Consider the following 22348-nt stretch of genomic DNA (forward strand, 5'->3'; position numbering starts at 1 on the left):
GGTGCTTGTGTCGTCGGCGGCGGTCTATGGCGCGGGGCAGGGGCCCTTGACGGAAGAGACCCCGCTGACCCCGGCCAATCCCTATGGCGCGGCCAAGGCCGAGATGGAGGCGCGGGCCTGCGCTTTGGCCACAGAGTTGGGGGTGGAGGTTGCCGTGCTGCGCATCGGCAATACTGCAGGCTTTGATGCGATCCTGGGCGGCTGGCGGCCGGGGTTCCGGTTGGACCAGTTCACCGACGGGCGCACCCCTAGGCGCAGCTACATCGGGGTGCTGACACTGGCCGATGTGATCGCCGCCGTCCTGAATACTCCCGACCTGCCCGGGGTGCTGAACATCGCCCAGCCCGGCCTGATCGAGATGGGAGCGCTGTTGCAGGCGGCGGGGCGGGATTTTGCAACAGTGCCCGCGCCGCAGAGCGCAATCCCGGAGGTGGCGCTTGACCTCTCCCGCCTCAGCGGGTTTCTGGCGCCACGGATGTCGCTGCCGGGGGCCGATCCGGCGCGGATGGTGGCGGAAATGGCCTTGTTAGAGCCACATATGAAGGAATCCCTCCGCCCATGACCTGGGACAAACGCCTGTTCGATCTGTTTTTTGTGACGCTGCTGATCGTGATCCTGGGTCCGATCCTGCTCGGCCTTCTGGCCTGGCTCTTGCTGAAGGAAGGCCGTCCGGTCTTTTACGTGGCAGAGCGAATGAAAGGCGTGAATCGCCCATTTAGACTCTGGAAATTGCGCACCATGACCGTTGTGGACGAGGACAGCGGCGTCTCTGGCGGCGACAAGGCGGCGCGGGTCACCAAAACCGGCGCCTGGCTGCGCTCAAAGCGGCTGGATGAGTTTCCGCAGCTCTGGAACATCCTCAAGGGGGACCTGAGCTTTGTCGGCCCGCGCCCGCCGCTGCGGCAATATGTGGAGGCGCATCCGGAGATCTATGCCGAGGTGCTGAAGTCACGCCCGGGGGTGACCGGGCTGGCTTCGATCACCTATCACAAGCACGAGGCGATGCTGCTGGAGCGCTGCACCACGCGCGAGGAGACCAATGCGGTCTATTCCCGCACCTGCGTGCCGGCCAAGGCGCGGCTGGACCTGATCTACCAGCGTCACCGGAACATGTGCTACGACTTTGATCTGGTGTTCCAGACCATCGGCAACCTGTTCCGGCGCGGGCGCTGAGGAGTCAAAAAATCTCGATATCCGATGCCAGCCCGCCGAGACTGGAGAGGTTGGACATCAGGATCTGGTCTCCGCTGCCAAAATCCAGCAGCACGCCGCCGGACGTAACCTCGCCATAGGCTGCGAGAACAGCGGCACCGGTGTCCTGCCCGTCGAGGAGCGAGGTGGCCAACTGAAGAATATCCTCACCAAGGGCGAAGTCCTCGATCTCGTCCCGGTCATGGCCCCGTGCAAAGATGAAAGTGTCGGCCAAGGTGCCGCCACGCAGAAGGTCGTCGCCGCGACCGCCTTCGAGATGATCGACCCCTTGGTTGCCGTAGAGTGTGTCGTTGTCATTGCCACCGCGCAGCGTGTCGTCTCCGGTGCCGCCATAAAGAACGTCATCATCGTCTCCGCCTGACATCACATCGGAGCCGAAGTTGCCATACAGCGTGTCATTTCCGGAGTTGCCATAGAGGCTGTCCCAGGCCGATCCGGCAGAGATCCAGTCATTGCCAATGCCGCCGTGCAGCAGATCGTCACCGGCGCTGCCATAAAGAAGATCGTCGCCGTCGCCACCAAACAGGCTGTCCCAGCCGGAGCGGCCATGGATGGTGTCGTTGCCGCTGCCGCCCTCGACGTAATCCACGCCATCGCCGGAGGAGATATAGTCGTTGCCCCCCTCGCCGTAGATGGTGTCGAGCGCGGTGTTGCCGAACAGCCGGTCATGCCCCTCTCCGCCATAGAGCGTGTCATCGCCAGTACCGCCGGAGAGGCTGTCATTGCCTGCGCCGCCATAGAGGAGATCGGTGGAGCTCTCGCCCTCCAGCGTGTCATTGCCCTCTTCGCCCATCAGGCTGTCGGCCCCGGTCCCGCCGACCAGGTGATCGTCGCCAAAGCCGCCGTAGAGCTGGTCATGGCCGCCGCCGCCTTCCATCATGTCATTGCCATCTTCGCCATAGAGCAGGTCGCTGTCGTCCCCTCCTTGCAGGCTGTCGTGGCCGGCCCCGCCCCAGAGCGTGTCGCGTCCGGCCCCGCCCAGCAGGTGATCATCGCCGCCCTGGCCAAAGAGATCGTCGTTGCTATCGCGCCCGGTCAGGCGATCCTCGCCGCTGCCGCCGACCAGTTGACCAGAGCCGGTCATGATCACCGGTGCGTCCGTTTCTGGTTGCGGCCGGTATAGACCGAGCAGATCCTGACGCAGGAAATCTTCCAGCGCCAACGCGCTGCCATCCTGGGTGTAAAGGCGCAGGCTCTCGGAGCCATAGCGCAGCTGAGCGCCATCGTCTTGTGAGGTGATCTCCAGCTGGGTCACCGAGGTGAGGCCACTCCAGGCGCTGAGGTCGATGCGATCAGCCTCCGGATCAAAGGCATGGATCTCGTCGTGGTCGCCATCGGCTACCAGAACAAAGACATCGGCACCCGCAGCCCCCACCAGCCGGTCGTCGCCGTGCCCGTCAAGGAGGACGCCCCCGCTGACGTCGGCGGTCAATGTGTCATTGCCACTGCCGCCCGCCTGCACGGCAGTGGCGGCGAGGGGTACAGTGGCATGCGTGAGGCCTGCTTCGGTTTCGGAGGTGGCAAAGACATGCAATGTGTCGCCCATCATCCGCAGCGCCAGCCCGTTCACATTGTCGAGCCCGAGACCGGTGCTGTCGGCCAGGCTGTCGAGCGCCAGCAACTGACCGCCCTCAAGAAGGGCAAAGAGTGTGAGCCCGTCGTCGCCCCCGCCCGCCACCACATAGGTCTGGCCGCCATGGGTGATGGCCTCCATCACCGTGACGGCCCCAAAGCGGGTGCTGAGCGTGTCGGTCTGATGATCCAGCAGGCTGAGTTGACCTGTGCTGCCCAGGCCGATGACCGAGATCGAGCTGCTGCCCGCCGCGGCCAGAAGCAGGACCGGCTGGCCGCCGGCTTCGATTGCCAGCAGCGCGGTCGGCGCATGGATACCAACTCCGTCCCGAGCCCCGAGGCTGTCCACATGAGAGAGCCGCCCGGCGCTGTCGAGGCGGTAGGCGCTGATGCCCGCTTCCAGCCCCGAGGCGGCAAAGACATATTGCTGGCCGCCCAGGACGGCGCCCGCCATCATTTGCACATCGCCGAGATAGGTGCTGCTGGTATCACCGCGACTGGCCAGCGGGGTGGGCGTGCCGTTGTTCCAGGCGAGGGTCACAAGCCCCGGCCGGTCAAGGCCTGCCGCCACCAGGATCTCACGGCCGGTGCCGGTGGTGGCCATGAGGCTGAAACGGTCCCCGGAAAACCCGGTTTCATCATCATAAAAGGCTTGGCTGCGCGACAGGCCGCCGCTGCCCTCGACCAGGGCAGTCAGCGCATCGCTGCGCAAAGACACCCGCTCCGTACCGAGGGAGAAGGAAGTTTCGTCGGCGCTCTCCGTCGCATTCTGATGATAGCGGAGGGCCTCGCCGGAAAGGCGGAAGTGATGAACGGTGTCGCCTGCTCCCATATGCAGGGCGATCCCGATCTGGTCCGAGGCCTCCTCCAGCACCAGCCGCGGCGCAGTGGCTGCATGCAGCTTGGCTGCCGTCTGGATGTATCCTGTTGTCGTGAATGTCGTCATGTCGGCCCACCCCGGCCTGTCGTTGAACCTGAGGGCTAACCTGCCGGTCTGGGGTGGTTCGGCTGTGTCCGATATATGGCCAAAGCGGGGACAGTGCTTCGGATTGTTTCCAAATTTTGTGGTGGTTGAATGCTCGACCCTTTTAGTGGCTTGACCGTGGTCGATATCGGGGCAGAGAAAGCAGTGTTAAGAAAGGTATGGCAGGTTTTACTTGCTGCGTTTCATGTTGCGTACGTGCAGTGCGATGGCCTCTTCGACATCTTCGAAATAGGTCACTTCGCCGTTTTCAAGCACTGCCCCGGCATTGCAAAGATTGCGCACTTCAATCAGAGAGTGGGTGACCACGATGGCAGAGGACTGTTTCATTCGCGCCTTGAATACGGCAGCACTCTTGCGACGAAAAGCGCTGTCGCCTACGGACGTGACCTCATCCACCAAGTACGTATCGAAATCCAGAGCCATTGAAATGCCAAAAGCGAGGCGCGAGCGCATGCCGGAAGAATAGCTGCGTACTGGCATGTGCAGATGGCCTCCAAGGGCGGCAAAATCAGCGACGAAGTCCAACAGCTCGTCCGTATCCACGCCATAGATACGCGCCACGAAACGAGCGTTCTGCGCGCCAGTCAGATCGCGGTGAAAAGAACCGGCGAACCCAACAGGAAAAGAGACAGCTCCGCTGCTGCGAATGCGGCCCGAATCCGGGTTCATATTGCCGGAGATCATCTGCAGCATCGTGGATTTTCCTGCCCCGTTGCGTCCCAGCAATGCAATGGCCTTGCCGGTTGGTATGGTCAGGTTCACGTTTTTTGCCACGTATTTACGCCCGTTTGGGGTGGCAAAGCTCTTGGTAAGGTCTTCCAGAACAATCATGTCCGTCGTCCTCAGCGGCGATCCCGGAGCGAGTAGAGAATCAGCACTAGAGTTGCCCAAGCAACCAGAAGGAACAGCGCCGTCAACCCGAGCAGCAGGGCGCGGCGCGGGTATTGCGGGCTCTGTGCCAATGTTGGGTTCAGGTAGGCTGCCAGATAGCGGCTCTGACGCTGCGCTTCTGCCTGTGCGGCGTCGTAGTTCTGCAGGGCTCCGGTGTATTTCTGTTCGGCGAATTCCCGGTCCACGCTGAGTCGTTCAAATTCCGACACGAGGGTGGCGTAGTCCTCGCCGTCGCCTCTGGATGCCGCGCCGCCGCCGCCGAATTTCTCGCGTTCTTGGCGGATGCGTTCGCGGATCGCATTGATGCGCTGTTGGGATTGTTGCAGACGGGGATCATCCTCCCGCACGCTGGTCAGCAACAGATCGTAATCGACCAGCTCGGATCCGAGTTGCTGTTGGAGCGTGTTCAGCAGGCCCATTTGCAGCTGGATGTCGGCGCTGGGATCCACGATCTGGGTGCGTGAGCGGAAGGCCGTCAGAGCCTGACGGGCTGTCTTTAGCTGTTCGACCGCAGTGTCCAGTTCCTCCCGGGCGTAGCGCATCGCATCCTCGCGGGCGATAGCGGAGAGCTCGTTGATCATTCGAGAACTCTCGGCAAAGATGAGCTGCGCGATCTCATGAGCTTCTTCCGGTGTGAAGGCCTTCACCTTCACTTCTATAAGGCCGGTGCCTGGGGCGTAAGAAATCAAAACCATCTTTTGCCAGTACTCGACCAAATCTTCGATGGAACTGTTCGTGGACAGCGAGAAGATCGGATCGATCGCAGCATGGCGGCTGAAGCGCGTCCGCAGGTTGATCGTGGCGTCGATCTTTTCCACCAGCTCCTGAGACTGGATGTATTCATAGAGAATGTCGCTGTCAGAAGACGAGTTGCTGGACAGTTTTGTAAGCCCACCGAGAATGTCGACAGCGGAGGGGGCTTCCTCACGCCGGACTGTAAAACCGAGCTCTGAGGTGTATTGATCCACAGCTCGGGTCCAGAGATAGCCGGCAGTCAGCAGCAATGGGGCGCAAACGAAGATGAGGAACGACAGCAACAAAAGCCAATGTCGAGGCTTTGTCTGTGCCGCCCGCGCTGGAGCATAGATCGGATCGGCCGGTGGTTTCGGCTTGTCCGGGTTTGCGGCTTTGGCGGCCGGTTTCGGCTTCGGCTTATCCGCGCTTGCGGGTTTTGTCGCCGGCTTCTGATCGGGCTTTGGCTTGGCCGCGTTTGCGGCTTTGGCGGCTGGCTTCGGCTTCGGCTTATCCGCGGTCGCGGGTTTTGTCGCCGGTTTCTGATCGGGCTTTGGCTTGGGGGGGGCTTTCGCATCCCCCGCGGCTTTGGCCGCACCATCCTTTGCCGGCGCCGTGGGCGCGGCCTTGTCGGGAGAAACGGGATTTGTTTGATCGTCCGCCAAGACTATGGTCCAAACTGTTGCTCTGAAGACGTCCTATCTGATTTCACACGACAAAAGAAAGTACCAGTTCAAATGACACAGGCGCCCGTTCTTGAGGAGATCCGCCCGGCGGCCCGGCCTCAGCTGCGCTACCGGGGCGTGCGATCCGTGGTTGCTCTGATCCTACGCGAGATGTCCACCTCCTACGGGCGCAATCCGGGGGGGTACCTGTGGGCGGTTCTGCAACCGCTTGCGATGATTGCCGTTCTGACGCTGGCATTTTCGATGTTGCTGCGGTCGCCATCGCTCGGAACGAGCTTCTTGCTGTTCTATGCCACCGGCTTCCTGGTACTGCGGATGTTCCAAGAGGTTCATGCTGCGGTGAGCTGGGCTATCGGGGCAAATACGGCACTACTGGCCTATCCACGGGTGACCTATGTAGATACGCTTATCGCACGTGGTGCCCTTGCGATTCTGACGCAATTCATGGTGTCAGGAATCGTGTTCTTCGTCATTTTCACGATTGAGGACATCAGGGTGATCATGAATTTTGTGCCGATTTTGCAAACTTTCGGTGCGGTTTTGTTGTTGTCTGCCGGGATCGGCACCTTCAACGCTTACATGAGCTTTTCCTTTCCCGTCTATAAAACGATCTGGGGGGTGGCGACACGACCGCTGATGCTGGTATCTGGGATTTTTTACATCTATGAGGATCTGCCCCTTTCTGCGCAGAATGTTCTATGGTTCAATCCGCTGATCCACCTTAGTGGTCTCATGCGAGCAGGGTTCTATTCCAGCTACGATCCAACCTACATATCGCTGACGTATGTTTGTTTCGTAGGGGCTGTGCCTATGTTTTTTGGCGTCTTGCTGTTACGCCGTTACGCCAAGGATATCCTTTACAAGTGAGACTGGCCGTGATGACTGAAGGCCAGTGAAATCTTCACACTGTCCCCAAAAAAGCCGCCTCGACAGAGACGGCTTTTTTGGACTTGAACTGCGGCCTTATTCGGCGGCAGGAGCGTGGTCTTCCTTGACCCATTTCAGCTTGTCGCGTTGGACCTGTTCGACCGGCAGGATGTCCTGGCCTTTGTAAGCCAGCGCCATGTCGACATTCTTCAGGTCGCGGCACAGGCGCCGCAGCCCGTCGGGTTCGAGGCTGGCAGCGTGGTCGGTGCCTTTCCAGGTGCGATCAAGGGTGAAGTGACGTTCGATATGGGTGAATTTGCCCTTGCCGTCCGCTTCCATGGCGCGGCCCACGGCCAGTGCCGCCACATCGGCGGAAATGCCCAAGTGGTGCCCGGAGAAGCCGATACCTTTGACGGTGGCGCCGAATTTTTCCATCAGGTTGCGGATCTCAAAGAGGCAGATGTCCTCAAAGGCGACCGGATATCCGGAGGTGCAGGAATAGACCACGAGGTCTTTGGCGCGGCCCCGCTCGGCGTAGAAATTCACCAGATCGACGATTTCCTGGCCGGTCGACATGCCGGTGGAGACATGGATCTCGCCTGCGTAGTTTTCGCAAAGGTAGCCTTGCAGATCATAGTGCTGGTTGGTCGCCGAGGGGATCTTCAGCAGCGGCGGGTTCAGGGCGGCCATTTCCTTGGCCGAGGTCAGGTCCCAGACGCTGGTGGAATAGGCGATACCGTTCTCTTCACAGCACTGGATCAGTTCCTTGTGCTGGTCTGTATCCATCTCGAGGAATTCGCGGTGCGCGCCATAGGTATCGCCGTATGCGTTGGCCGGCACCGGGTGTGGCGTGTTGTACTGCTCAGGGGTCAGCAATTCGCGATTGTGACGCTTCTGGAATTTCGCAATATCTGCTTTGCAGACATGGGCTGCGACGCGGATCAGTTCCTTGGCAATCTCCAGGTCGCCTTTGTGGTTGCACCCGATCTCGGCAATCACTTTAACGGGGGTCTTATCTTCACTCATGTTCTGTCGTCCAATGTGTTGGAGAATGTTTCAGGCCCTCGTTGCAGGGCGGTGGGGGGCTCTGTATGAGAGCTATACGACAGCCTTGTAACCGCACAGGCCATCCCGGGCAAACCATAAAGAAACGTGATGACAGGCGCTAACATGCAACATTCCATGCCTCCCGTCGTCTCGGTCATCATGCCCGTCTACAATGCGGAAGTGACTTTGGAACAAGCGGTTGCCTCGGTGCGTGCGCAGTGTTTCCAGGCCTGGGAACTGCTGCTCATCGAGGACGGGTCGCAAGATGGCTCGGCGGAAGTTTGCGCGCGCCTGACCCGGCAGGACGAAAGGATTCGTCTGTTGCGACAACCGGGCAACACGGGGGCGGCGGCTGCGCGCAATGCCGGGCTTGCTGCGGCACGGGGGCGCTATATCGCCTTTCTTGATGCCGATGATCGCTGGCTGGAGAACAAGTTACAGCGGCAGATCACGTTTATGCAGGAAACCGGCACGGTGTTTGCCTACAGTGGATTCTGGCGGGCGCGCGGCTCGGAGCGCCATCAGGTTCGGGTGCCGGAGCGGGTGACCCGGGCGGCTTTGTTGCGGGGCAATGTGATTGGATGTCTGACAGCGATCTATGACCGGGAGTATTTCGGTGCCTTGCAGATGCCGCTGCTGAGGATGCGGCAGGATTTCGCTTTTTGGCTGCTGCTTTTGGAGCGTTGCGAGGAGGCGCGTGGGATTGATGAGCCATTGGCCATCTATCACGTCCATCAGCACTCGCTGACCGCGGGGCGGGGACGGGCGATGCAGGCCACTTGGCATATGTATAGAACTCATCTTGGTCTGCCCGCTTGGCAAGCCGTCTGGTACATGTCTAGCCACTTGATACGCCGTTTCCTGCGTGGGTAGTCGGGATTGCTTGGCATCTTGTCTTGTGCGGGCTAAGACCGGTTGCGAATTTTAGAAAGGCCCAGGCGCCTGGGCCCGGAGCAAGACGACCATGATTTTGAAAAGACGGCTATGGGCTGCCTATAGGGGGTTTCGCAGTCCAGAGCGGCTGGTCAGCCTCGCCGCTGTAAAACGTATGAAGCAGGCGGACGAAGAACGTCAGGCTTGGCAGCAAGAAGCTCCACGCTGGGAGCGCATCGCAACCATTGCCTGCGATGCGTTGCAAGAGGCCGGTGTCACCGGGGGGCAAATGCTGGAGATTGGTGGTCGATTGAACCCGCGTCAGGCCGAATTCCCGGCATTTGAGTATCATGCGCTTGATCTGGAGGACGCCCCTGACGCCGGAGTGCAGGTCGCGGTGGGCGATATTACAAACTGTCCACATATCCCGGATGAGAGCTACGACTTCATCTTCAGCCTTGATGTCTTTGAGCATATCGACAAACCTTGGCTCGCTGCGCAGGAAATTCAGCGTTTGCTGAAGCCGGGGGGGGTCACTATGCATAGCACTCTGTTTTCTTGGCGCTACCACCCATGCCCGATCGACTATTGGCGCTATTCTGCTGAGGGCCTAAAATCACTTTTCGATGGGCTCGAGTGTTTGCATGCGGATTTCGATTTTTCCGAACGTCGTCGCGATCTACGGGGCCGGGATGGAAATCTGATCGATTGTGATGCAATTGGCGGTTGGCGCGAAAATGTGCGGGTGAACTATGCTGGCCGCAAGCCGCTCAGATGACGGTTTCTGCTATGCGTTTGACGGTGACTGTTGCGATTTCCACCCTTGGGGCTGGGGTGGCGCGAATTCGGTTGCCTAAACCGCAGCCTGACATCGATTATCTGATCCTGTTGCAGGCCCCGCAGGATGCTCCAGCCGGGGCGGAAGAGACCTTGCAAACAGGGCGCGGAGACGTTTCGATCCTTGCGCGCCCGGATCGTGGCCTATCCAACAGCCGTAACGCGGGCTTGGAGCAAGCACAGGGCGATCTGGTGTTGTTTTCCGACGATGACGTGGTGCTGAAAGTCGAGGGTATTTTGACCCTACGGGATCAGTTCGCACGCGACCCAGATCTCGTTCTGGCGGCAGGCTGGCGGGCCGAGCGTTTGCCGAAGACAGCCTCAGTGAAGAAACTTACCTGTTTCAACAGCGGGCGCATCTGCGCTCCGGAGTTCATGGTACACAAGAAAAAAACTCTTGCGCTGGACGTCCGCTTTGATCTCGAGTTTGGGCTTGGAGCACACTATGGGGTCGGTGAGGATTACGTCTTTGTTACCGATATTCTGCGCGCGGGTGGAGTAGGTTGTACAGTGCCTGTTGTTATTGGGGCGCACCCGCATACCAGCACCGGGGATGATTGGAGTGATCCTGCCCTTCTTGCTGCACGCCAGGCGGTTATTGGTCGAGTGTTCGGGATTTGGGCAGGTCCAATCCGTTTTGCCTACGGCCTGCGCCACAGACGCCGGTTTGCAAATGGCGTAGAGGTCTGGCGTTTCATTTTGAGCGACGCACGAGTTGGTTGCCAGAAGGACAAAAGGAGGAGACTGTGACAGTCTTCGTTCATTTGGGCGCGCACAAGACAGGCAGCACCCTATTGCAGAATGTTCTGTTTACGAACCGGGGCGCGTTGCGGAGGCAAAAGGTTGTGTATCAGCGGGGGCCTGGGCGGCATCCGTTCTGGCATTATTTCCAGGACGGCGACCAAGCGGAATTTGCGAGGCGCTGCATCGCAATGCGAGAGCGCTTCCAGGTCAATGCCGCCACTTTCCGCCATGTGATATTCAGTAGCGAAACCGTCTTCGGACCTTCAGACTTGATCGGTGCATCGCGGCTTTATCGCGATGCACCCTGGGCACTGGACGCGCTACAGAAAATGCTGGAGGGGCTCGATATTCAGATTATCTTTTATGTGCGTCGTCAGGACAGTTTCATCGAGTCCTGTTTCCTCAACCGTATTCAGACCTTGGCAACCTCTCCACACCTGAACCATGTGACGATGATCCGCGACGGGCGGCTAGACGACTTTCAGGCCTATTTCGCTCAAATCCAGCCAGAGGCGTTGTCTTGGTACGATTTGGTCGGCGAGATGGTCGATCGCTTTGGCTACCGTCGTGTCACTATTCGTCCTTTTGAGACGATCGAACGCGGGCGCGCCGCTTTTGTCCGTTGCTTTCTAGAATCTTTTTGCGATCCGAATATGTTGGATCTTGGCGGCGGTATCTATGAAAACCGCAGTTTTTCTGCCGAGGCGATGGCCCAGTTTCTCGCCCTGGCGCCAGAGACACCCTATGAGGAATTGAAGGCCCTACGGCTGCGACTTCAGGAAGATTACCCGACCCCGGCTCATGCGCGTCCGCAGATGCTGACACTGGCGCAACGCCGCTGGCTATTGGAGGTCCACGAGGAGGCAAACCGGGCCTTGTTTGGTGAATTTGTCTGTGAGAGCGATCAGGAGTTTGAGTATAGCGGGGGCTCTGACCTGATCTGGGGCTCCGTTGAACAGGAACCGACCCGATAAAGGAGTAGAAAGAGCGTCTGCATGATTGTTGATCACGACAAGAAATTTGTCTTCATCCATATTCCGAAAACTGGAGGAACCAGTGTCAGCACGTTTCTCGGGTTCGGCCGACGACCGGCCAATCCCCACCGTGTGGAGCCGGAGACGCCAAAGCTCTATGCAGATTATCTGCGGTTCTGTTTTGTCCGAAACCCTTGGGCGAGGTTGTTTTCTTCTTACAATTACGCCCAGAAGATGGCTGCGCAGGGGGTCATCAAGGGAGATTTCGTGCGCCAGCTGTGTCAGGATCGACCGGATCTTTCTTTTGAAGAGTTCGTAGTGGATTTCCTGTCAGAGAAGGTAGTGCGCGGTTCGGGGCACTTCCGGCCGCAGATGCGCTGGATCACCCAATCAGCGCCACAGTTCATCGGACGGGTGGAAACCATGGAAAGCGACACTGCTTTCCTGTGCCGTGCGCTTAATGTGCCTCTGGCCCCTATGGACCATAAAAACCGCTCTGGCCCCGGTCACTATCTGGAGGTTTACACACCGGCTATGATTGACAAGGTTAAAGCCCTTTATCGGGTCGATGTGTCCTCTTTGGGCTATTGTTTCGAAGACTGATGAATGCCTTGACTGAGGGGAGGCGGGGCGGTGCCGCCTGCTGCGGCCGCCCCGAAGTTCAGAGCTGGTTTAGATCGCCTTTTGGCAACGGCAGAGCTCCATTGATCGTATAGTCGATAAAGGTGCCGCCACGCCGTTCTAGGCTTTCCTGAACGCGGGTATAGGCGAAATAGCCGGGACCGTTATTGACCCAAGTCTGTGTCAGGCTGTCCTTGCGGGTTTCCTTGCTGACGTGTTTGGCAGCGTCATAAAAATAATTGCTCTCAGCATTGGCCCTTTGGTTGTAGTTGCTGTCGCAGCCAACCAGTCCGATCTGGGTATAGCCTTGGCGCACCGCGATCGGCAGAGCCAGACTGAGCACCCCGGTGCGCCCATCATGGGTGAACCCGTCGATCGCCAAGTTCGAGGTGCCGGTCGCGTCGATGAATTCTTTCTGTGGTTTTTCAAACAATACGTAGCGTATGTCGAATTCTCCGGCCAGATCCCAAGTCTCAAAGTACTCGCGGAAATAGAAGCTGGTCCAGATCTGCGGGCGCCAGGATTTTTCGCGCAAGGCGGCGACGTATTCCGGTGGTATGGTCGGGGTACGGGTCTGCCAGCCGCCAAAGAACATATGCGATCCCAACACCAGATGATCGGGTTTGATCTGATCGAAATCAGGGTGCAGCACGAACCAATTGAAAGCGAACGTCTCGAACCCTTCCAGCTTGCTCATGTCGGTTTTCTGCAGAGAGGGGCCGTTGCCGATGAACATACAAGTGGCCTTGCCATCGACCATCCGCGGAGTCGCGGTGCGGGGCTCGAAATAGCCGGGACGTTTGATTTCCTGCTGATACTGGCGCTGACGCACGCGACCGAGGGTTTGCAGATTCAGCTTGCGCCAGACGTTGGGTAGGATGGCAGTGCCGTCGCCGGGAATGCGGTCATCTGTCATGAAGTCCTTGTCGAACCAAGGTTTGTAGCCAGCAAAGTGGATCATCCGAAGGAAGCTGGTATCACCGCCGCGGTTCTGATCGAGGAATTTGATGTTGCAGTTGAAGTTGAGTGGCAGGAATTTGGCCTCGCGGGCATAGATGAAGCGGTTCCAAGCCTTCTGATCTGCAAAACGGTCCAGCAGCGGACAGAAGGGCTCATGGTTCTGCTGCACGAGGGTCTTGATTTCTGCTATGTCCTTTGCGTTCATGTAGCGGCGCGGGACAGACAGGATACCGCTGTTGATAATTGGCTGGCCAGTGCCTTTGGAAAAGGCCGCCCAGGGGCGGGCACCGTAGTCATGACAGGTGAAGATCCGCTCCGAATCCACCGTTATCGGTCGCTCCGGCGCACCAAGAGGTAAATCCTCTCCGGTCCAGAACATGCTGATGTCGTCGATGATGGCGGTATCGGAATCCAGCACCACCACCCGTTCGTAATCAGGTAAATCTAGGGCCATGACGCTCATGTAGCCGAGAATGCCGATGCGCTTGCGGTTGCCGCTGTCCTGCGGGATTTCGCTGAGCCAGCTCATGTCGGGCTCGATGAAATGAACCCGGGAATAAATCCCCTTCACTCGGCGCATACAGAAATCGTTGATGGTGCCGTCGTGGAATACAATCACATCCGAGGCGAAATCTGGGTAGACATCAAGCAGCGAGGCCAGCATCACTTCGAGGCCCGGCAGGAACAAATCGTTGGCGACGGTGACAAAGGCCACCGAGCGTGGCGGTGTGCGGCGCTGGGGAAAGATTTTGGTGTATATCGGAGCTTGGACGCCGTGTTCCATTTCCCGTACCGCTAGGGGGGCATGTTCCAGCGTGGGGTTGTCCACCAAGGCGGCCTTATAGGCCTCATAGGAGGCTTGTATGTCCTTCAGATAGTTGACCTTCTTACCGCCTTCAGAATCGAGACGCGTTATCATCTTCTTGACCGCGGCGGCGGCTTCGCGCCGTTGGCTGCGGGCCTCATTGCGCTGTTTGCGGGCTTCGTCGCGCTGCTTGCGGGCTTCGTCGCGCTGCTTGCGGGCTAGATTGCTCTTGTGCTTCTGGTGGGTGATTTCGTTGCGCAGTTTCTGCAGTTCCGCAGAAAATGGGTCATCGGCGAGTAACGTAAGAAAGGTGTCGCGAGTGAATTTCTTAAATGTTTTCATTGTAGTAATCTCTATTCAGCGGGGAACTGGGGGATTATTTGTCGAGTTTCAAGCCGAGACGTGCCGCAATCGATTGGGCTTTTTCGCGCCTCGGGCGCACTTCGGCGGCTTGACGCAGCATTTCGGTGGCTTCTTGCGTTTCGCCGATATCGAATAGCAGTTCCCCGAGGCAGCACAGGGCCTGGTAATGCTTGCTGCGCAATCCCAGGCTGCGGCGGTAACCTAAGATGGCGGCCTCAGTATCACCGGCTTGCCGACAGATGGCGGCCCAACTGTCGGAAATAGTGACCGAACTCGGAGCCAATTTGAAAGCGCTTTCGGCGGCAAGCATGGCTTCGTCGAACTGTCTCGCGCGAGCCAGTTGCTTGGCTTCCAGGTGCAGGCCGTCGGCCCATTTGTGCAGTGCTTTCAAGGCGCGGGTGTATTTGAGTACATTCCAATCGCCGCCGCGGTAGAACCCTTCAACTATACGTGTAATCAGCAGGCGCTGTACTTCGTCAAAACAGGCCCGGTCGAGGCGAATGCCACGGCCTTGGATGCGCAGGTTCGGGGTGTATGTGCCCTTGAGTACGAAATCGTTCACGATCGCCAATAGGACTCTTTTGCTGAGCAAGTGCTGCGCCACCAGATGGTCCTGCCCTTTGATCGGGAACAGATCCGCCCCCTGCCAGTTGATGCGGAATACATTGTAAATGTCGACGAAATCCGCTGCGCCAAAGAAAATGGCGGCGTTGTTGGGCCGCCAGCCGTTCAGATACAAGGCGAGGTCCCGGTTGGCCTCGGCGACCGGGGTTTTGGGCGTGTGCGGCAGGCGGTTGTCCAAAAGGGTCTGGGGGGAGATAGCGATGCAAATATGCGGATTGATGTGACTGGCCACGCGCAGACTAGCATAGCCGCCCATGCTGGAACCGAAGGTCATCACTTGTTTGACGTTCAACTCCTCCAGTGCTGTGGTGATCGCTCGGAGCAGCGCATCCCAGGACGTGATCTCCTCGGAGACACCCTGATCGTACCACTGGTCGAAGGGGTCTCGTATGTAGATTCGGTGTAAGTTTTCCGAGAACTGCTCAAATAGTTTGAAGAAACTGAACCCGTTTGCATTAACCGAACTGAACACCACGGCTGCACGGGTGACATTCTCTCCAGTGGCGCGGCGAATGCTGAAGGTCTCATTCATGATGGCGGGTTTCCAAGTTGGTTAAGCTTTGCGTAATCTAGGTCGTTCGAGGAGGGAGGGAAAACCCGGGCGCTGCGACCCTAAACGGTCGTTCCTCGAACCGGTGTGCAATGTCAAGCACCCGTTTGCCCAAATCTCTTGGGCAGAACATATCCGCGATCCATTTCGGATCGGGCGCCTTTGCACGCAGGTGCAGCATGTCTTCGAGCGAGGTAATCAGGCCGCTGGTTTGAAACAGCTTCCGCATCGGTTCCACCAGCGGGTCGACGTAGTTGTCGACAAACTCGAGATGCACCATGCATGGTACACCGGCCCGCACCACATCGATAGCGGCGGTTGAGGTGCAGGTTATGCCGAGCGCTGCAGTGACCAGTGCCTCATCCATGGTGCAGGCAGTCAGCTTCAGATTTGCGGGCGCATCCGGCAACTCCGCCAACAGTCCAGGGTAGTCGTATTTTTCAAGGTGAAGATGTTGCTGGTTTTCATCCGGCAGGTGCCGCAGCTTGATCCAGACGGTGCGGTCGGGATTGGCGCGGGCGATGGCTGCCATTGCTTTAAGCATATGCATGCGACCGCGGCGAGTGGACGGCGACAAGGCTTGAGTGAAAAAGTAGATATCCCGGCGTCCGGCCAGGTCTTCCGCAGAGAGTTGCTCTGGCATCACAAAAGACGGATGGCCGAAACCGACCTCCTGCCACATGCGATCAGGCCAGCCGCTGGCCTGTTGCTCAAACCTTTTGAGCTCAGACTGCGGAAAGAGAAAGACCCCGTCGCAGTTGCGGCGCCGGAAATAGCCGTTCTGAGGAAAGAAATCCAACCCGCCTAGAAATGCGATCACACAGGGGCGCTCTTCGGCCACATGCATCACGACACGGCGCAATTGAGTACCGAGTGCCCGGTAGACCCGGCTGGTCAAGATGGCTTTGTGAGTGCGGGCGAGGAACAGATCTTCAAAGGCGGTTTTGCCGTGCAGAGCGAGATCTGGCCCTTCCGGTAAAAGTTGACTCATTTGCCGATAGGACAGTGCGTTCTCGGCCACAACCCAGCCCATTTCTATTTTGAGCGTCGGGTCAGCCTCCCGGAGGCACTCACGTATGCGCAGAGCGAAGAACAGCGTCGAGTCATCGCTGAACAAGAGCAGCACAGGGCGGTCATGAAAGGGCAAGGGGGCAGGGACGTCGCAGGTGCAGCAGGGCGAGGAGGGCACTTGCGTCATCACATGTTTCCCGACTCGGCTTCGAACTGTGCCAAAATATCGCACTGCGTTTGATTGTGACGGCGATGCGCGGGCTTCAGGTGGGCGAGCTGAATCGCCTCATGCTGGAGCAAGGCCGCAAGGCCTGCCAAGGGCCGACCGGCGGTGCTGCGAGACAGGCGATAGAGCAGTTTTCCCAATGCAGTCTGTTTGAGTTTTGCAATCATCTGAGATCTGTCAGCCTATCGGGAATTCTCTGTGGGATTTACACAAGGAGGTGGGATTTGTAAACGATGAGACCGTAGACCTTGCCCCTGTGCGAGCAGGTTCGCTGCTGCCTTGGGGCGAGGATATTTGACTTTGATAACGACGGAATCCCGCATGTCTGAACGCGTTCCCGACACTCTGGCCGATACGGCCTGTATCATACTGGCGCGCGGTGGCTCAAAGGGGGTTCCGGGCAAGAACCTGCGTCCCGTGGGGGGCGTGTCGCTGATCGGGCGTGCGGTCCGCGCCGGGCGCGCAGCCTCAGGGGTTGCGGCGGTCTATGTCTCGACCGATGATGCCGAGATTGCCGCCGAGGCGACCCTGCATGGCGCGCGCATCATCGACCGCCCGGCGGCGTTGTCGGGTGACACCGCCAGCTCTGAGGCCGGTTGGCTGCATGCTGTGCCGCTGGTGCGCGACGATCTGCCCGCGCTCGACAAGCTGGTGTTCCTGCAGTGTACTTCGCCCTTCATCACCGGCAGTGATATTGACGGCTGCCTTGCCGAGATGGCGGCACGAGAAACTGACTGTGCGCTATCGGTCACCGAGGATCACTCCTTCCTCTGGGGGCTCGATGCCGAGGGGCGCGGGGTCGGTCTCAACCACAACGAACGCGAACAGCGCAAACGACGTCAGGATCTGCCGCCGCAATATTGCGAGAGCGGCGCGATTTACTGTGTGCAGCTTGCGCCGTTCCTGGAGACAGGTCAGCGCTTCTGCGGTTCGGTTGCGCTCTATCCTGTCGATCATCCGCCGATCGAGATCGACAGCTTGCAGGATTTTGCCCTCTGCTCGCAGATCGCCCAGGCCGGCGGGCGCAGCGAGATCGCGCGGGCACGGCTGGCGGCGGTCAAGGCTATCGTGATGGATTTTGACGGGGTTCATACCGACAATCTGGTGATCACCGATCAGAATGGCGTCGAAAGTGTACGCACGTCGCGCGGGGACGGCATGGGCATTGCCGCGTTGCGCGACAGTGGGCGTTACCAGATGATGATCCTGTCGAAAGAGCGCAATCCGGTGGTGCTGAAACGTGCCGAGAAGCTGCAACTCGAAGTGCATCACAGTGTCGACGACAAGGTGGCCGCGCTCGAGAACTGGCTCGCTGCCCGTGACCTCGACTGGGGCGATCTCCTCTATGTGGGCAATGACGTCAATGACCGTGGGGCGATGGAACGTGCGGGCCTGTCGGCCTGCCCATCGGATTCGCATCCCTCGATCCTGGGGCTGGCCGACTGGATCCTGCCTCTGCCCGGTGGCAAGGGAGCGCTCAGATCAATGTCGGATATTCTGATGGCAACTGCGACGGGCTGAGGACATGCAGTTGCGCGACCACCCGGTTGTCGTGGCCGGCAATGGGGCCTCTCTGGCGCAGATACCACAGGGCGCGATCCTGGCGGATGATTTTATCATTCGAACCAACAATTTCTTCTTTGAACAGCGCTTTCATCTCGGACGCCGGGTGGACCTCGCCTTTATGGGCGGGGACCCTCGCGTAGCGCCCTTCATGTTCGAAACCCTGTATCGCTGCCGCAATGACTACGATCTGGGGGGCTGGAGCAGTCACAATCCGCGGGTGATCCGGGCTGGGCGGCGGCGCTTTGGGCAGAGTTTCTATCCCATGCGCTACCGAGACACATCACTCGAGACGGGGGTGCGGCAGCTGATCTCCCGGCATGGACGCCATCCCACGACAGGCATTTACGCGGTGCTGATGGCGCATGGGCTGGGGGCAGAGACGATCCTTCTGGCGGGGATGGACTTTTACGGGACCCGAAACCGTTACCCGTTTTCACCAGGTCCGCATTATCGGGCATTGATGGGGCAGGACCTCGCGCATCGTGGACTTGATCATCACCTGCATGATCTGGAATTGGATCATGCCATCCTGCGACTGCTGCAAGCGCGGGGGGATGTTCGACTTTTGCGTCTCGGTGACAGCCCGGTGCTGCGGGATGTAACGACCCCGGCTCCTGATCGGGGCGGGCGCGGGCTGGATCTGCCTCGCACCGCCCCGCCTACGGATTGGGCAAGCCGGGCCGGTCTTTATCCAATTGGGGCGCTTAAGGCTCTACGCCGGGGAAAAACTGCGCTGCAGGGCATTAAAAAGAGGATCTTACCGCAATGACGACCATGGACTTCAAAACCCTGCTGCCGACATGGCTACAGGATCAGGCGCTGCCGTTGTGGACTGGCGCCGGGGTGGATGTTGCCACCGGTACCGTCTGGGAGGCGCTCGATCACGACGGCGCTCCCTGCGCCGACATGCAGCGCCGTTTGCGGGTGCAGGTGCGTCAGGCCTATTGCTTTGCCATGTCCGAAGACCCCGCGCATCAGGCCCTGGCGCTCAGGCTGTTCCGCTTTGCCATGGATCACGGTTTTGATGCGGACAGCGGCAATCTCGCGGCGCGCCTGGCGCCCGATACGTCGATCCTGACCGCGCCGCATGATCTCTATGATCTTGCCTTCATGCTGCTGGCGGCTTCGGCGCTGATTGCCATGGGCGCGGATGTTGCCGCCGATCTCGACCGGCTCGAAGCGGAATTGGCCAAGCTGAAAGCGCCGCGCGGCTGGTATGAGAACGCCGCCCGTGACCTGCCGCGCCGCCAGAATCCGCATATGCATATGTTCGAAACCGCAACCGCGCTGTTTGCTGCCACCGGCGAAGGCCGCTTTCGTGACATGGCGGAGGAATGCCTGGGCCTGTTCCGCGATGCCTTCCTCACCGAAGATGGCCGGGTGCTGGAGTATTTTGCCGAGGACTGGAGCCCGCTGGGGGCTGATGAACAGGCGGTGGAACCGGGCCATATGGCGGAATGGGTCTATCTGATTGACCGCTACGAGCAGGTTACAGGGCGCCGCGCCGATGTGGAGATAGCAACGCTTTATGGCGCGGTACTGGCGCGGCGCGATGCCACCGGCCTGTTGCCGGACCGCGCCGACCCGGCGTCTGAGACCCGCCGGATGTGGCCGCAGACCGAGTTGCTGAAAGCGGCTGTTGCCATGGCGCGACGGGGCGAGACCCCAGTCGGGGCTCCGAGCCCAGAGGCGGTCCTGGCCCTGATGTGGGATCAATACCTCGACACGCCGGTGGCGGGGGGCTGGTATGACAAGCGTTCTGCCGCAGGGGAGCTCCTGTCGGAGAACATGCCTGCCTCGACCTTCTATCACATCCTTGTGGCCTTCCGCTTCTACCTCTCGGGCGGCGCCTCGACCTGACCTCGGCTTGAGGCAATTTGCATAGTCGTGAAAATACAAAACGGGCGGTGTCCAGCACCGCCCGTGTCCGATGGTCAGCCCGTGAGGAGGGTCAGACGATATCGATGTTGTCCGCCAGGCCGGCGAGGCTGCTCAGGTTCGAGATGGTGATGGCATCACCATCGCCGAAGTCGAAGACAACAACGCCGTTTTCGATGCTGGCGAAAGTGTCGATGACATCCTGTGCCTCGGTGAGCCCATCGACGAGTGCCGAAGACAGCTCGAGGCGGTCGTTGAAGGTTTCGAAATCGTTGATTTCATCGGCGTCATGGCCAGTGTCGAAGACGAAGGTATCGACAAGAGTGCCGCCACGCAGGAGGTCGTTGCCGGTGCCGCCCTCTAGGCGGTCAACGCCCTGCATGCCATAGATCGTGTCGTCATCGGCACCGCCCAGCATCGTGTCATCGCCGGTGCCGCCATAGATTTCGTCCTCGCCGAGCCCTCCGGAGAGCTCGTCGGAGCCGAAGTTACCGTACAGCGTATCGTCACCGGAATTGCCATAGACCGTATCCCAGGCTGATCCGGCAGAAATCCAGTCGTTGCCGGTGCCGCCGGAGAGCTCGTCGTCGCCCTCGCTGCCGTACATGCTGTCATCCCCATCGCCGCCAAACAGGGTATCCCAGCCAGAGCGACCGTAGACAGTGTCGTTGCCCTCGCCCCCTTCGACATAGTCTACGCCATCGCCCGAGGAGATGTAGTCATCCCCGGCGCCGCCATAGACGGTGTCGAGAGAGGTATTGCTGAAAATGGTGTCATTGCCGTCACCGCCGTAGACGGTGTCATCGCCGGTGCCGGCTGTGACGCTGTCGTTGCCTTCATCACCGTAGATGAGGTCGGTGGACGTGCCGCCGTGGATTGTATCATCTCCGAAGCCGCCATTGATGTTGTCGCCACCGGTACCACCGTCGATCTCGTCGTTTCCGGCGCCACCATCAAGGGTGTCGTATCCCCCCCCGCCGGTGATGGTGTCGTTGTCACTGGTGCCCGTCAGGTCTTCGCGGCTGTCATTACCTGTGATGACCTCACCTTCGCCAGCCTGATCCATGGCCAGAACTTCTGCCACAGTGAGCGTGCGATCACTAAACCGCAGCACTTCCACGTCATTGAGTACCCCAACCAGACTATCATCATCAGCATCATAGATGGTGAGACTGTCTGCGCTGCCCTCAAGACGGGTGTTTTCCAAAAAGAACTCAAGACTGATGCCGCGGATGCGATTGCCGCCATCATCCTCGACCCAGGTGCGATGCAGGTCGACCTGATCTGTGCCGCCGCCGCCGTTGAAGGTAAAGACGCCCTGGACTTCGTTGAGGCGAATGCGATTGTCGTTGTCATTGCCCTCGATGAGCGCTTCGCCATCCGTGTCCAGAACAACACGCTCGATATTGCTGCCGGTCACCGTGTATTCCGTGGTGCCCGCATCATCGAGATCGGTACGGCCCTGAATTGTAACAGACCCTTCCTCGTTGCCGGCGTCGAACTCGACCAACACATCGGTATCGCCATAATCATAGATCACGGCGTCATCGAAGTCCTCGCCTCCTTCTCCGCCATCAAGCGTGGCATTGTGGCGGTTGATGACCATCCAGTCCTCGTCATCGCCGCCGTTGATGGTGTCGTCACCACCGTTGCCGTAGATGTTGTCATTGCCCGCACCGGTTTCGATCAGGTCGTCCCCAGAGGTGCCATGCACCTCATCATCCTCGCTGGAGCTTGGGAAAAAGTTCGACAGCAGGATGTCCTGGTTCGGGGCATAGGTGCCGCTCGGGTAACCGATGCTGGTGATGCTGTCTTCGAACGCCAGCCATTCGGCCGCGGTGGAGATGGACGGCAAGGCATCGCCAGACAGCACAAAGATGCTCATACGGTTGGCGTAATCCTCGCCACTGCCGGTGTCATACAGCTCGTCCACCCCGAGAACGATGGTGGTCCGGGTGGTGCCGTTGTCATTCCAGGTGGCCTCGAGAATGAATTCCTCGCTCAGATCCGGGTAGTCACCGCCGTTGAGGGATACCAATGCCTCGCTGGGATCGTTGATATTGGCGATGTCGGTTTCCCCATCGATGCCTGTGCCGGTTGTGTAGCGCAGGGTGTTGGGGGCTCCGTCGGGGAGATAATAATGCAGCTCAGCACCGGTTTCGACACCGTTTGCAACGGCATCCTCCTCATCAGAAAAGAGGACAGTGATTCCGCTCAAGGAATAGGTGGTCATCGCAATAGGCCCTTCATGAATCGTCATAAAAGGGCCCGCTCCGGACCCTTAACGTCTGTACGACATGGACGCTAATGGGTGGCGCGAGGGT

20 protein-coding genes are annotated in these 22348 nt (G+C 59.2%); 11 read left to right on the plus strand and 9 right to left on the minus strand.

Annotation, left to right across the window (positions count from 1 at the left end; genetic code table 11):
* Window positions 1-562: NAD-dependent epimerase/dehydratase family protein (locus MHM97_RS21595; RefSeq protein ID WP_239325516.1), on the plus strand; the 562-nt coding region annotated here is incomplete at its 5' end.
* The gene (locus tag MHM97_RS21600; RefSeq protein ID WP_239325517.1) at window positions 559-1173 is read left to right on the plus strand and encodes a sugar transferase; all 615 of its coding nucleotides are present in this window, start codon (window positions 559-561) and stop codon (window positions 1171-1173) included. The genes MHM97_RS21595 and MHM97_RS21600, both read left to right, overlap by 4 nt.
* A 4-nt stretch (window positions 1174-1177) precedes the next feature.
* Here the strand turns inward: MHM97_RS21600 and MHM97_RS21605 are convergent, their stop codons facing one another.
* From MHM97_RS21605 to MHM97_RS22840, 3 genes are all read right to left on the minus strand, one after another.
* Window positions 1178-3730 carry a calcium-binding protein gene (locus MHM97_RS21605; RefSeq protein WP_239325518.1) on the minus strand — a complete coding sequence of 851 codons (2553 nt, stop codon included), beginning with the start codon at window positions 3728-3730 and terminating at the stop codon, window positions 1178-1180.
* Window positions 3731-3937: 207 nt separating this feature from the next.
* Window positions 3938-4600, minus strand: coding sequence for an ABC transporter ATP-binding protein (locus MHM97_RS21610; protein ID WP_239325520.1), 663 nt, complete (start codon window positions 4598-4600; stop codon window positions 3938-3940).
* An 11-nt stretch (window positions 4601-4611) separates the two neighbouring features.
* On the minus strand, window positions 4612-6057 hold the full coding sequence (locus MHM97_RS22840; RefSeq protein WP_305037486.1) for a sugar transporter: 1446 nt from the start codon (window positions 6055-6057) through the stop codon (window positions 4612-4614).
* 72 nt (window positions 6058-6129) lie between these two features.
* Here MHM97_RS22840 and MHM97_RS21620 point away from each other — a divergent pair, with 72 nt between their 5' ends.
* Complete coding sequence (locus MHM97_RS21620) at window positions 6130-6945, plus strand: ABC transporter permease (RefSeq protein ID WP_239325522.1); 816 nt, start codon at window positions 6130-6132, stop codon at window positions 6943-6945.
* Between the two features lie 96 nt (window positions 6946-7041).
* Here MHM97_RS21620 and MHM97_RS21625 read toward each other — a convergent pair whose 3' ends face one another.
* Entirely contained in the window at window positions 7042-7971 is a 930-nt protein-coding gene (locus MHM97_RS21625; RefSeq protein ID WP_239325524.1) for an N-acetylneuraminate synthase family protein, read from the minus strand.
* Between the two features lie 144 nt (window positions 7972-8115).
* Between MHM97_RS21625 and MHM97_RS21630 the strand changes: the two genes are divergently transcribed.
* From MHM97_RS21630 to MHM97_RS21650, 5 genes are all read left to right on the plus strand, one after another.
* Window positions 8116-8865, plus strand: coding sequence for a glycosyltransferase family 2 protein (locus tag MHM97_RS21630; RefSeq protein WP_239325526.1), 750 nt, complete (start codon window positions 8116-8118; stop codon window positions 8863-8865).
* A 91-nt stretch (window positions 8866-8956) separates the two neighbouring features.
* Complete coding sequence (locus MHM97_RS21635; protein ID WP_239325528.1) at window positions 8957-9643, plus strand: class I SAM-dependent methyltransferase; 687 nt, start codon at window positions 8957-8959, stop codon at window positions 9641-9643.
* Window positions 9640-10452: a glycosyltransferase family 2 protein gene (locus tag MHM97_RS21640; RefSeq protein WP_239325530.1), complete on the plus strand. Its 813-nt coding sequence runs from the start codon at window positions 9640-9642 to the stop codon at window positions 10450-10452. The genes MHM97_RS21635 and MHM97_RS21640 overlap by 4 nt, the downstream gene beginning before the upstream one ends.
* Window positions 10449-11420 (plus strand): hypothetical protein, encoded by a 972-nt coding sequence (locus tag MHM97_RS21645; RefSeq protein ID WP_239325532.1) that lies wholly within the window; start codon window positions 10449-10451, stop codon window positions 11418-11420. The genes MHM97_RS21640 and MHM97_RS21645 overlap by 4 nt, the downstream gene beginning before the upstream one ends.
* Window positions 11421-11441: 21 nt before the next feature.
* Complete coding sequence (locus MHM97_RS21650; RefSeq protein ID WP_239325534.1) at window positions 11442-12023, plus strand: sulfotransferase family 2 domain-containing protein; 582 nt, start codon at window positions 11442-11444, stop codon at window positions 12021-12023.
* A 58-nt stretch (window positions 12024-12081) separates the two neighbouring features.
* Here MHM97_RS21650 and MHM97_RS21655 read toward each other — a convergent pair whose 3' ends face one another.
* The 4 genes from MHM97_RS21655 to MHM97_RS21670 all read right to left on the minus strand — a co-directional run bounded on the left by MHM97_RS21655 (window position 12082) and on the right by MHM97_RS21670 (window position 16747).
* Window positions 12082-14148 carry a glycosyltransferase gene (locus MHM97_RS21655; RefSeq protein WP_239325536.1) on the minus strand — a complete coding sequence of 689 codons (2067 nt, stop codon included), beginning with the start codon at window positions 14146-14148 and terminating at the stop codon, window positions 12082-12084.
* A gap of 34 nt (window positions 14149-14182) precedes the next feature.
* The gene (locus MHM97_RS21660; protein WP_239325538.1) at window positions 14183-15325 is read right to left on the minus strand and encodes a hypothetical protein; all 1143 of its coding nucleotides are present in this window, start codon (window positions 15323-15325) and stop codon (window positions 14183-14185) included.
* Between the two features lie 37 nt (window positions 15326-15362).
* The gene (locus tag MHM97_RS21665) at window positions 15363-16469 is read right to left on the minus strand and encodes a DUF6716 putative glycosyltransferase (protein ID WP_239325540.1); all 1107 of its coding nucleotides are present in this window, start codon (window positions 16467-16469) and stop codon (window positions 15363-15365) included.
* A 71-nt stretch (window positions 16470-16540) separates the two neighbouring features.
* Entirely contained in the window at window positions 16541-16747 is a 207-nt protein-coding gene (locus MHM97_RS21670; RefSeq protein WP_239325543.1) for a hypothetical protein, read from the minus strand.
* Window positions 16748-16901: 154 nt separating this feature from the next.
* Between MHM97_RS21670 and MHM97_RS21675 the strand changes: the two genes are divergently transcribed.
* From MHM97_RS21675 to MHM97_RS21685, 3 genes are read left to right on the plus strand one after another with little or no spacing between them, the layout of a single operon-like run.
* Window positions 16902-18101: an acylneuraminate cytidylyltransferase gene (locus MHM97_RS21675; RefSeq protein WP_239325545.1), complete on the plus strand. Its 1200-nt coding sequence runs from the start codon at window positions 16902-16904 to the stop codon at window positions 18099-18101.
* A gap of 4 nt (window positions 18102-18105) precedes the next feature.
* On the plus strand, window positions 18106-18915 hold the full coding sequence (locus MHM97_RS21680; RefSeq protein ID WP_239325547.1) for an alpha-2,3-sialyltransferase: 810 nt from the start codon (window positions 18106-18108) through the stop codon (window positions 18913-18915).
* Window positions 18912-20006 carry an AGE family epimerase/isomerase gene (locus MHM97_RS21685; RefSeq protein ID WP_239325549.1) on the plus strand — a complete coding sequence of 365 codons (1095 nt, stop codon included), beginning with the start codon at window positions 18912-18914 and terminating at the stop codon, window positions 20004-20006. Before MHM97_RS21680 ends, MHM97_RS21685 begins: the two co-directional genes overlap by 4 nt.
* Before the next feature lie 91 nt (window positions 20007-20097).
* On the opposite strand, the gene MHM97_RS21690 is transcribed toward MHM97_RS21685, so the two are convergent.
* Complete coding sequence (locus MHM97_RS21690) at window positions 20098-22257, minus strand: calcium-binding protein (RefSeq protein WP_239325551.1); 2160 nt, start codon at window positions 22255-22257, stop codon at window positions 20098-20100.
* Window positions 22258-22348: the final 91 nt, after the last annotated feature.

The sequence above is a fragment of the Epibacterium sp. Ofav1-8 genome, assembly GCF_022348185.1.
Classification (GTDB): domain Bacteria; phylum Pseudomonadota; class Alphaproteobacteria; order Rhodobacterales; family Rhodobacteraceae; genus Epibacterium.

What these genes read in the sequence shown, in the direction of transcription:
- MHM97_RS21600 (WP_239325517.1), top strand. Translation starts at nt 559, where the DNA reads ATGACCTGGGACAAACGCCTGTTCGATCTGTTTTTTGTGACGCTGCTG.
- MHM97_RS21605 (WP_239325518.1), bottom strand. Translation starts at nt 3,730, where the DNA reads ATGACGACATTCACGACAACAGGATACATCCAGACGGCAGCCAAGCTG.
- MHM97_RS21610 (WP_239325520.1), bottom strand. Translation starts at nt 4,600, where the DNA reads ATGATTGTTCTGGAAGACCTTACCAAGAGCTTTGCCACCCCAAACGGG.
- MHM97_RS21620 (WP_239325522.1), top strand. Translation starts at nt 6,130, where the DNA reads ATGACACAGGCGCCCGTTCTTGAGGAGATCCGCCCGGCGGCCCGGCCT.
- MHM97_RS21625 (WP_239325524.1), bottom strand. Translation starts at nt 7,971, where the DNA reads ATGAGTGAAGATAAGACCCCCGTTAAAGTGATTGCCGAGATCGGGTGC.
- MHM97_RS21630 (WP_239325526.1), top strand. Translation starts at nt 8,116, where the DNA reads ATGCAACATTCCATGCCTCCCGTCGTCTCGGTCATCATGCCCGTCTAC.
- MHM97_RS21635 (WP_239325528.1), top strand. Translation starts at nt 8,957, where the DNA reads ATGATTTTGAAAAGACGGCTATGGGCTGCCTATAGGGGGTTTCGCAGT.
- MHM97_RS21640 (WP_239325530.1), top strand. Translation starts at nt 9,640, where the DNA reads ATGACGGTTTCTGCTATGCGTTTGACGGTGACTGTTGCGATTTCCACC.
- MHM97_RS21650 (WP_239325534.1), top strand. Translation starts at nt 11,442, where the DNA reads ATGATTGTTGATCACGACAAGAAATTTGTCTTCATCCATATTCCGAAA.
- MHM97_RS21655 (WP_239325536.1), bottom strand. Translation starts at nt 14,148, where the DNA reads ATGAAAACATTTAAGAAATTCACTCGCGACACCTTTCTTACGTTACTC.
- MHM97_RS21660 (WP_239325538.1), bottom strand. Translation starts at nt 15,325, where the DNA reads ATGAATGAGACCTTCAGCATTCGCCGCGCCACTGGAGAGAATGTCACC.
- MHM97_RS21670 (WP_239325543.1), bottom strand. Translation starts at nt 16,747, where the DNA reads ATGATTGCAAAACTCAAACAGACTGCATTGGGAAAACTGCTCTATCGC.
- MHM97_RS21675 (WP_239325545.1), top strand. Translation starts at nt 16,902, where the DNA reads ATGTCTGAACGCGTTCCCGACACTCTGGCCGATACGGCCTGTATCATA.
- MHM97_RS21680 (WP_239325547.1), top strand. Translation starts at nt 18,106, where the DNA reads ATGCAGTTGCGCGACCACCCGGTTGTCGTGGCCGGCAATGGGGCCTCT.
- MHM97_RS21685 (WP_239325549.1), top strand. Translation starts at nt 18,912, where the DNA reads ATGACGACCATGGACTTCAAAACCCTGCTGCCGACATGGCTACAGGAT.
- MHM97_RS21690 (WP_239325551.1), bottom strand. Translation starts at nt 22,257, where the DNA reads ATGACCACCTATTCCTTGAGCGGAATCACTGTCCTCTTTTCTGATGAG.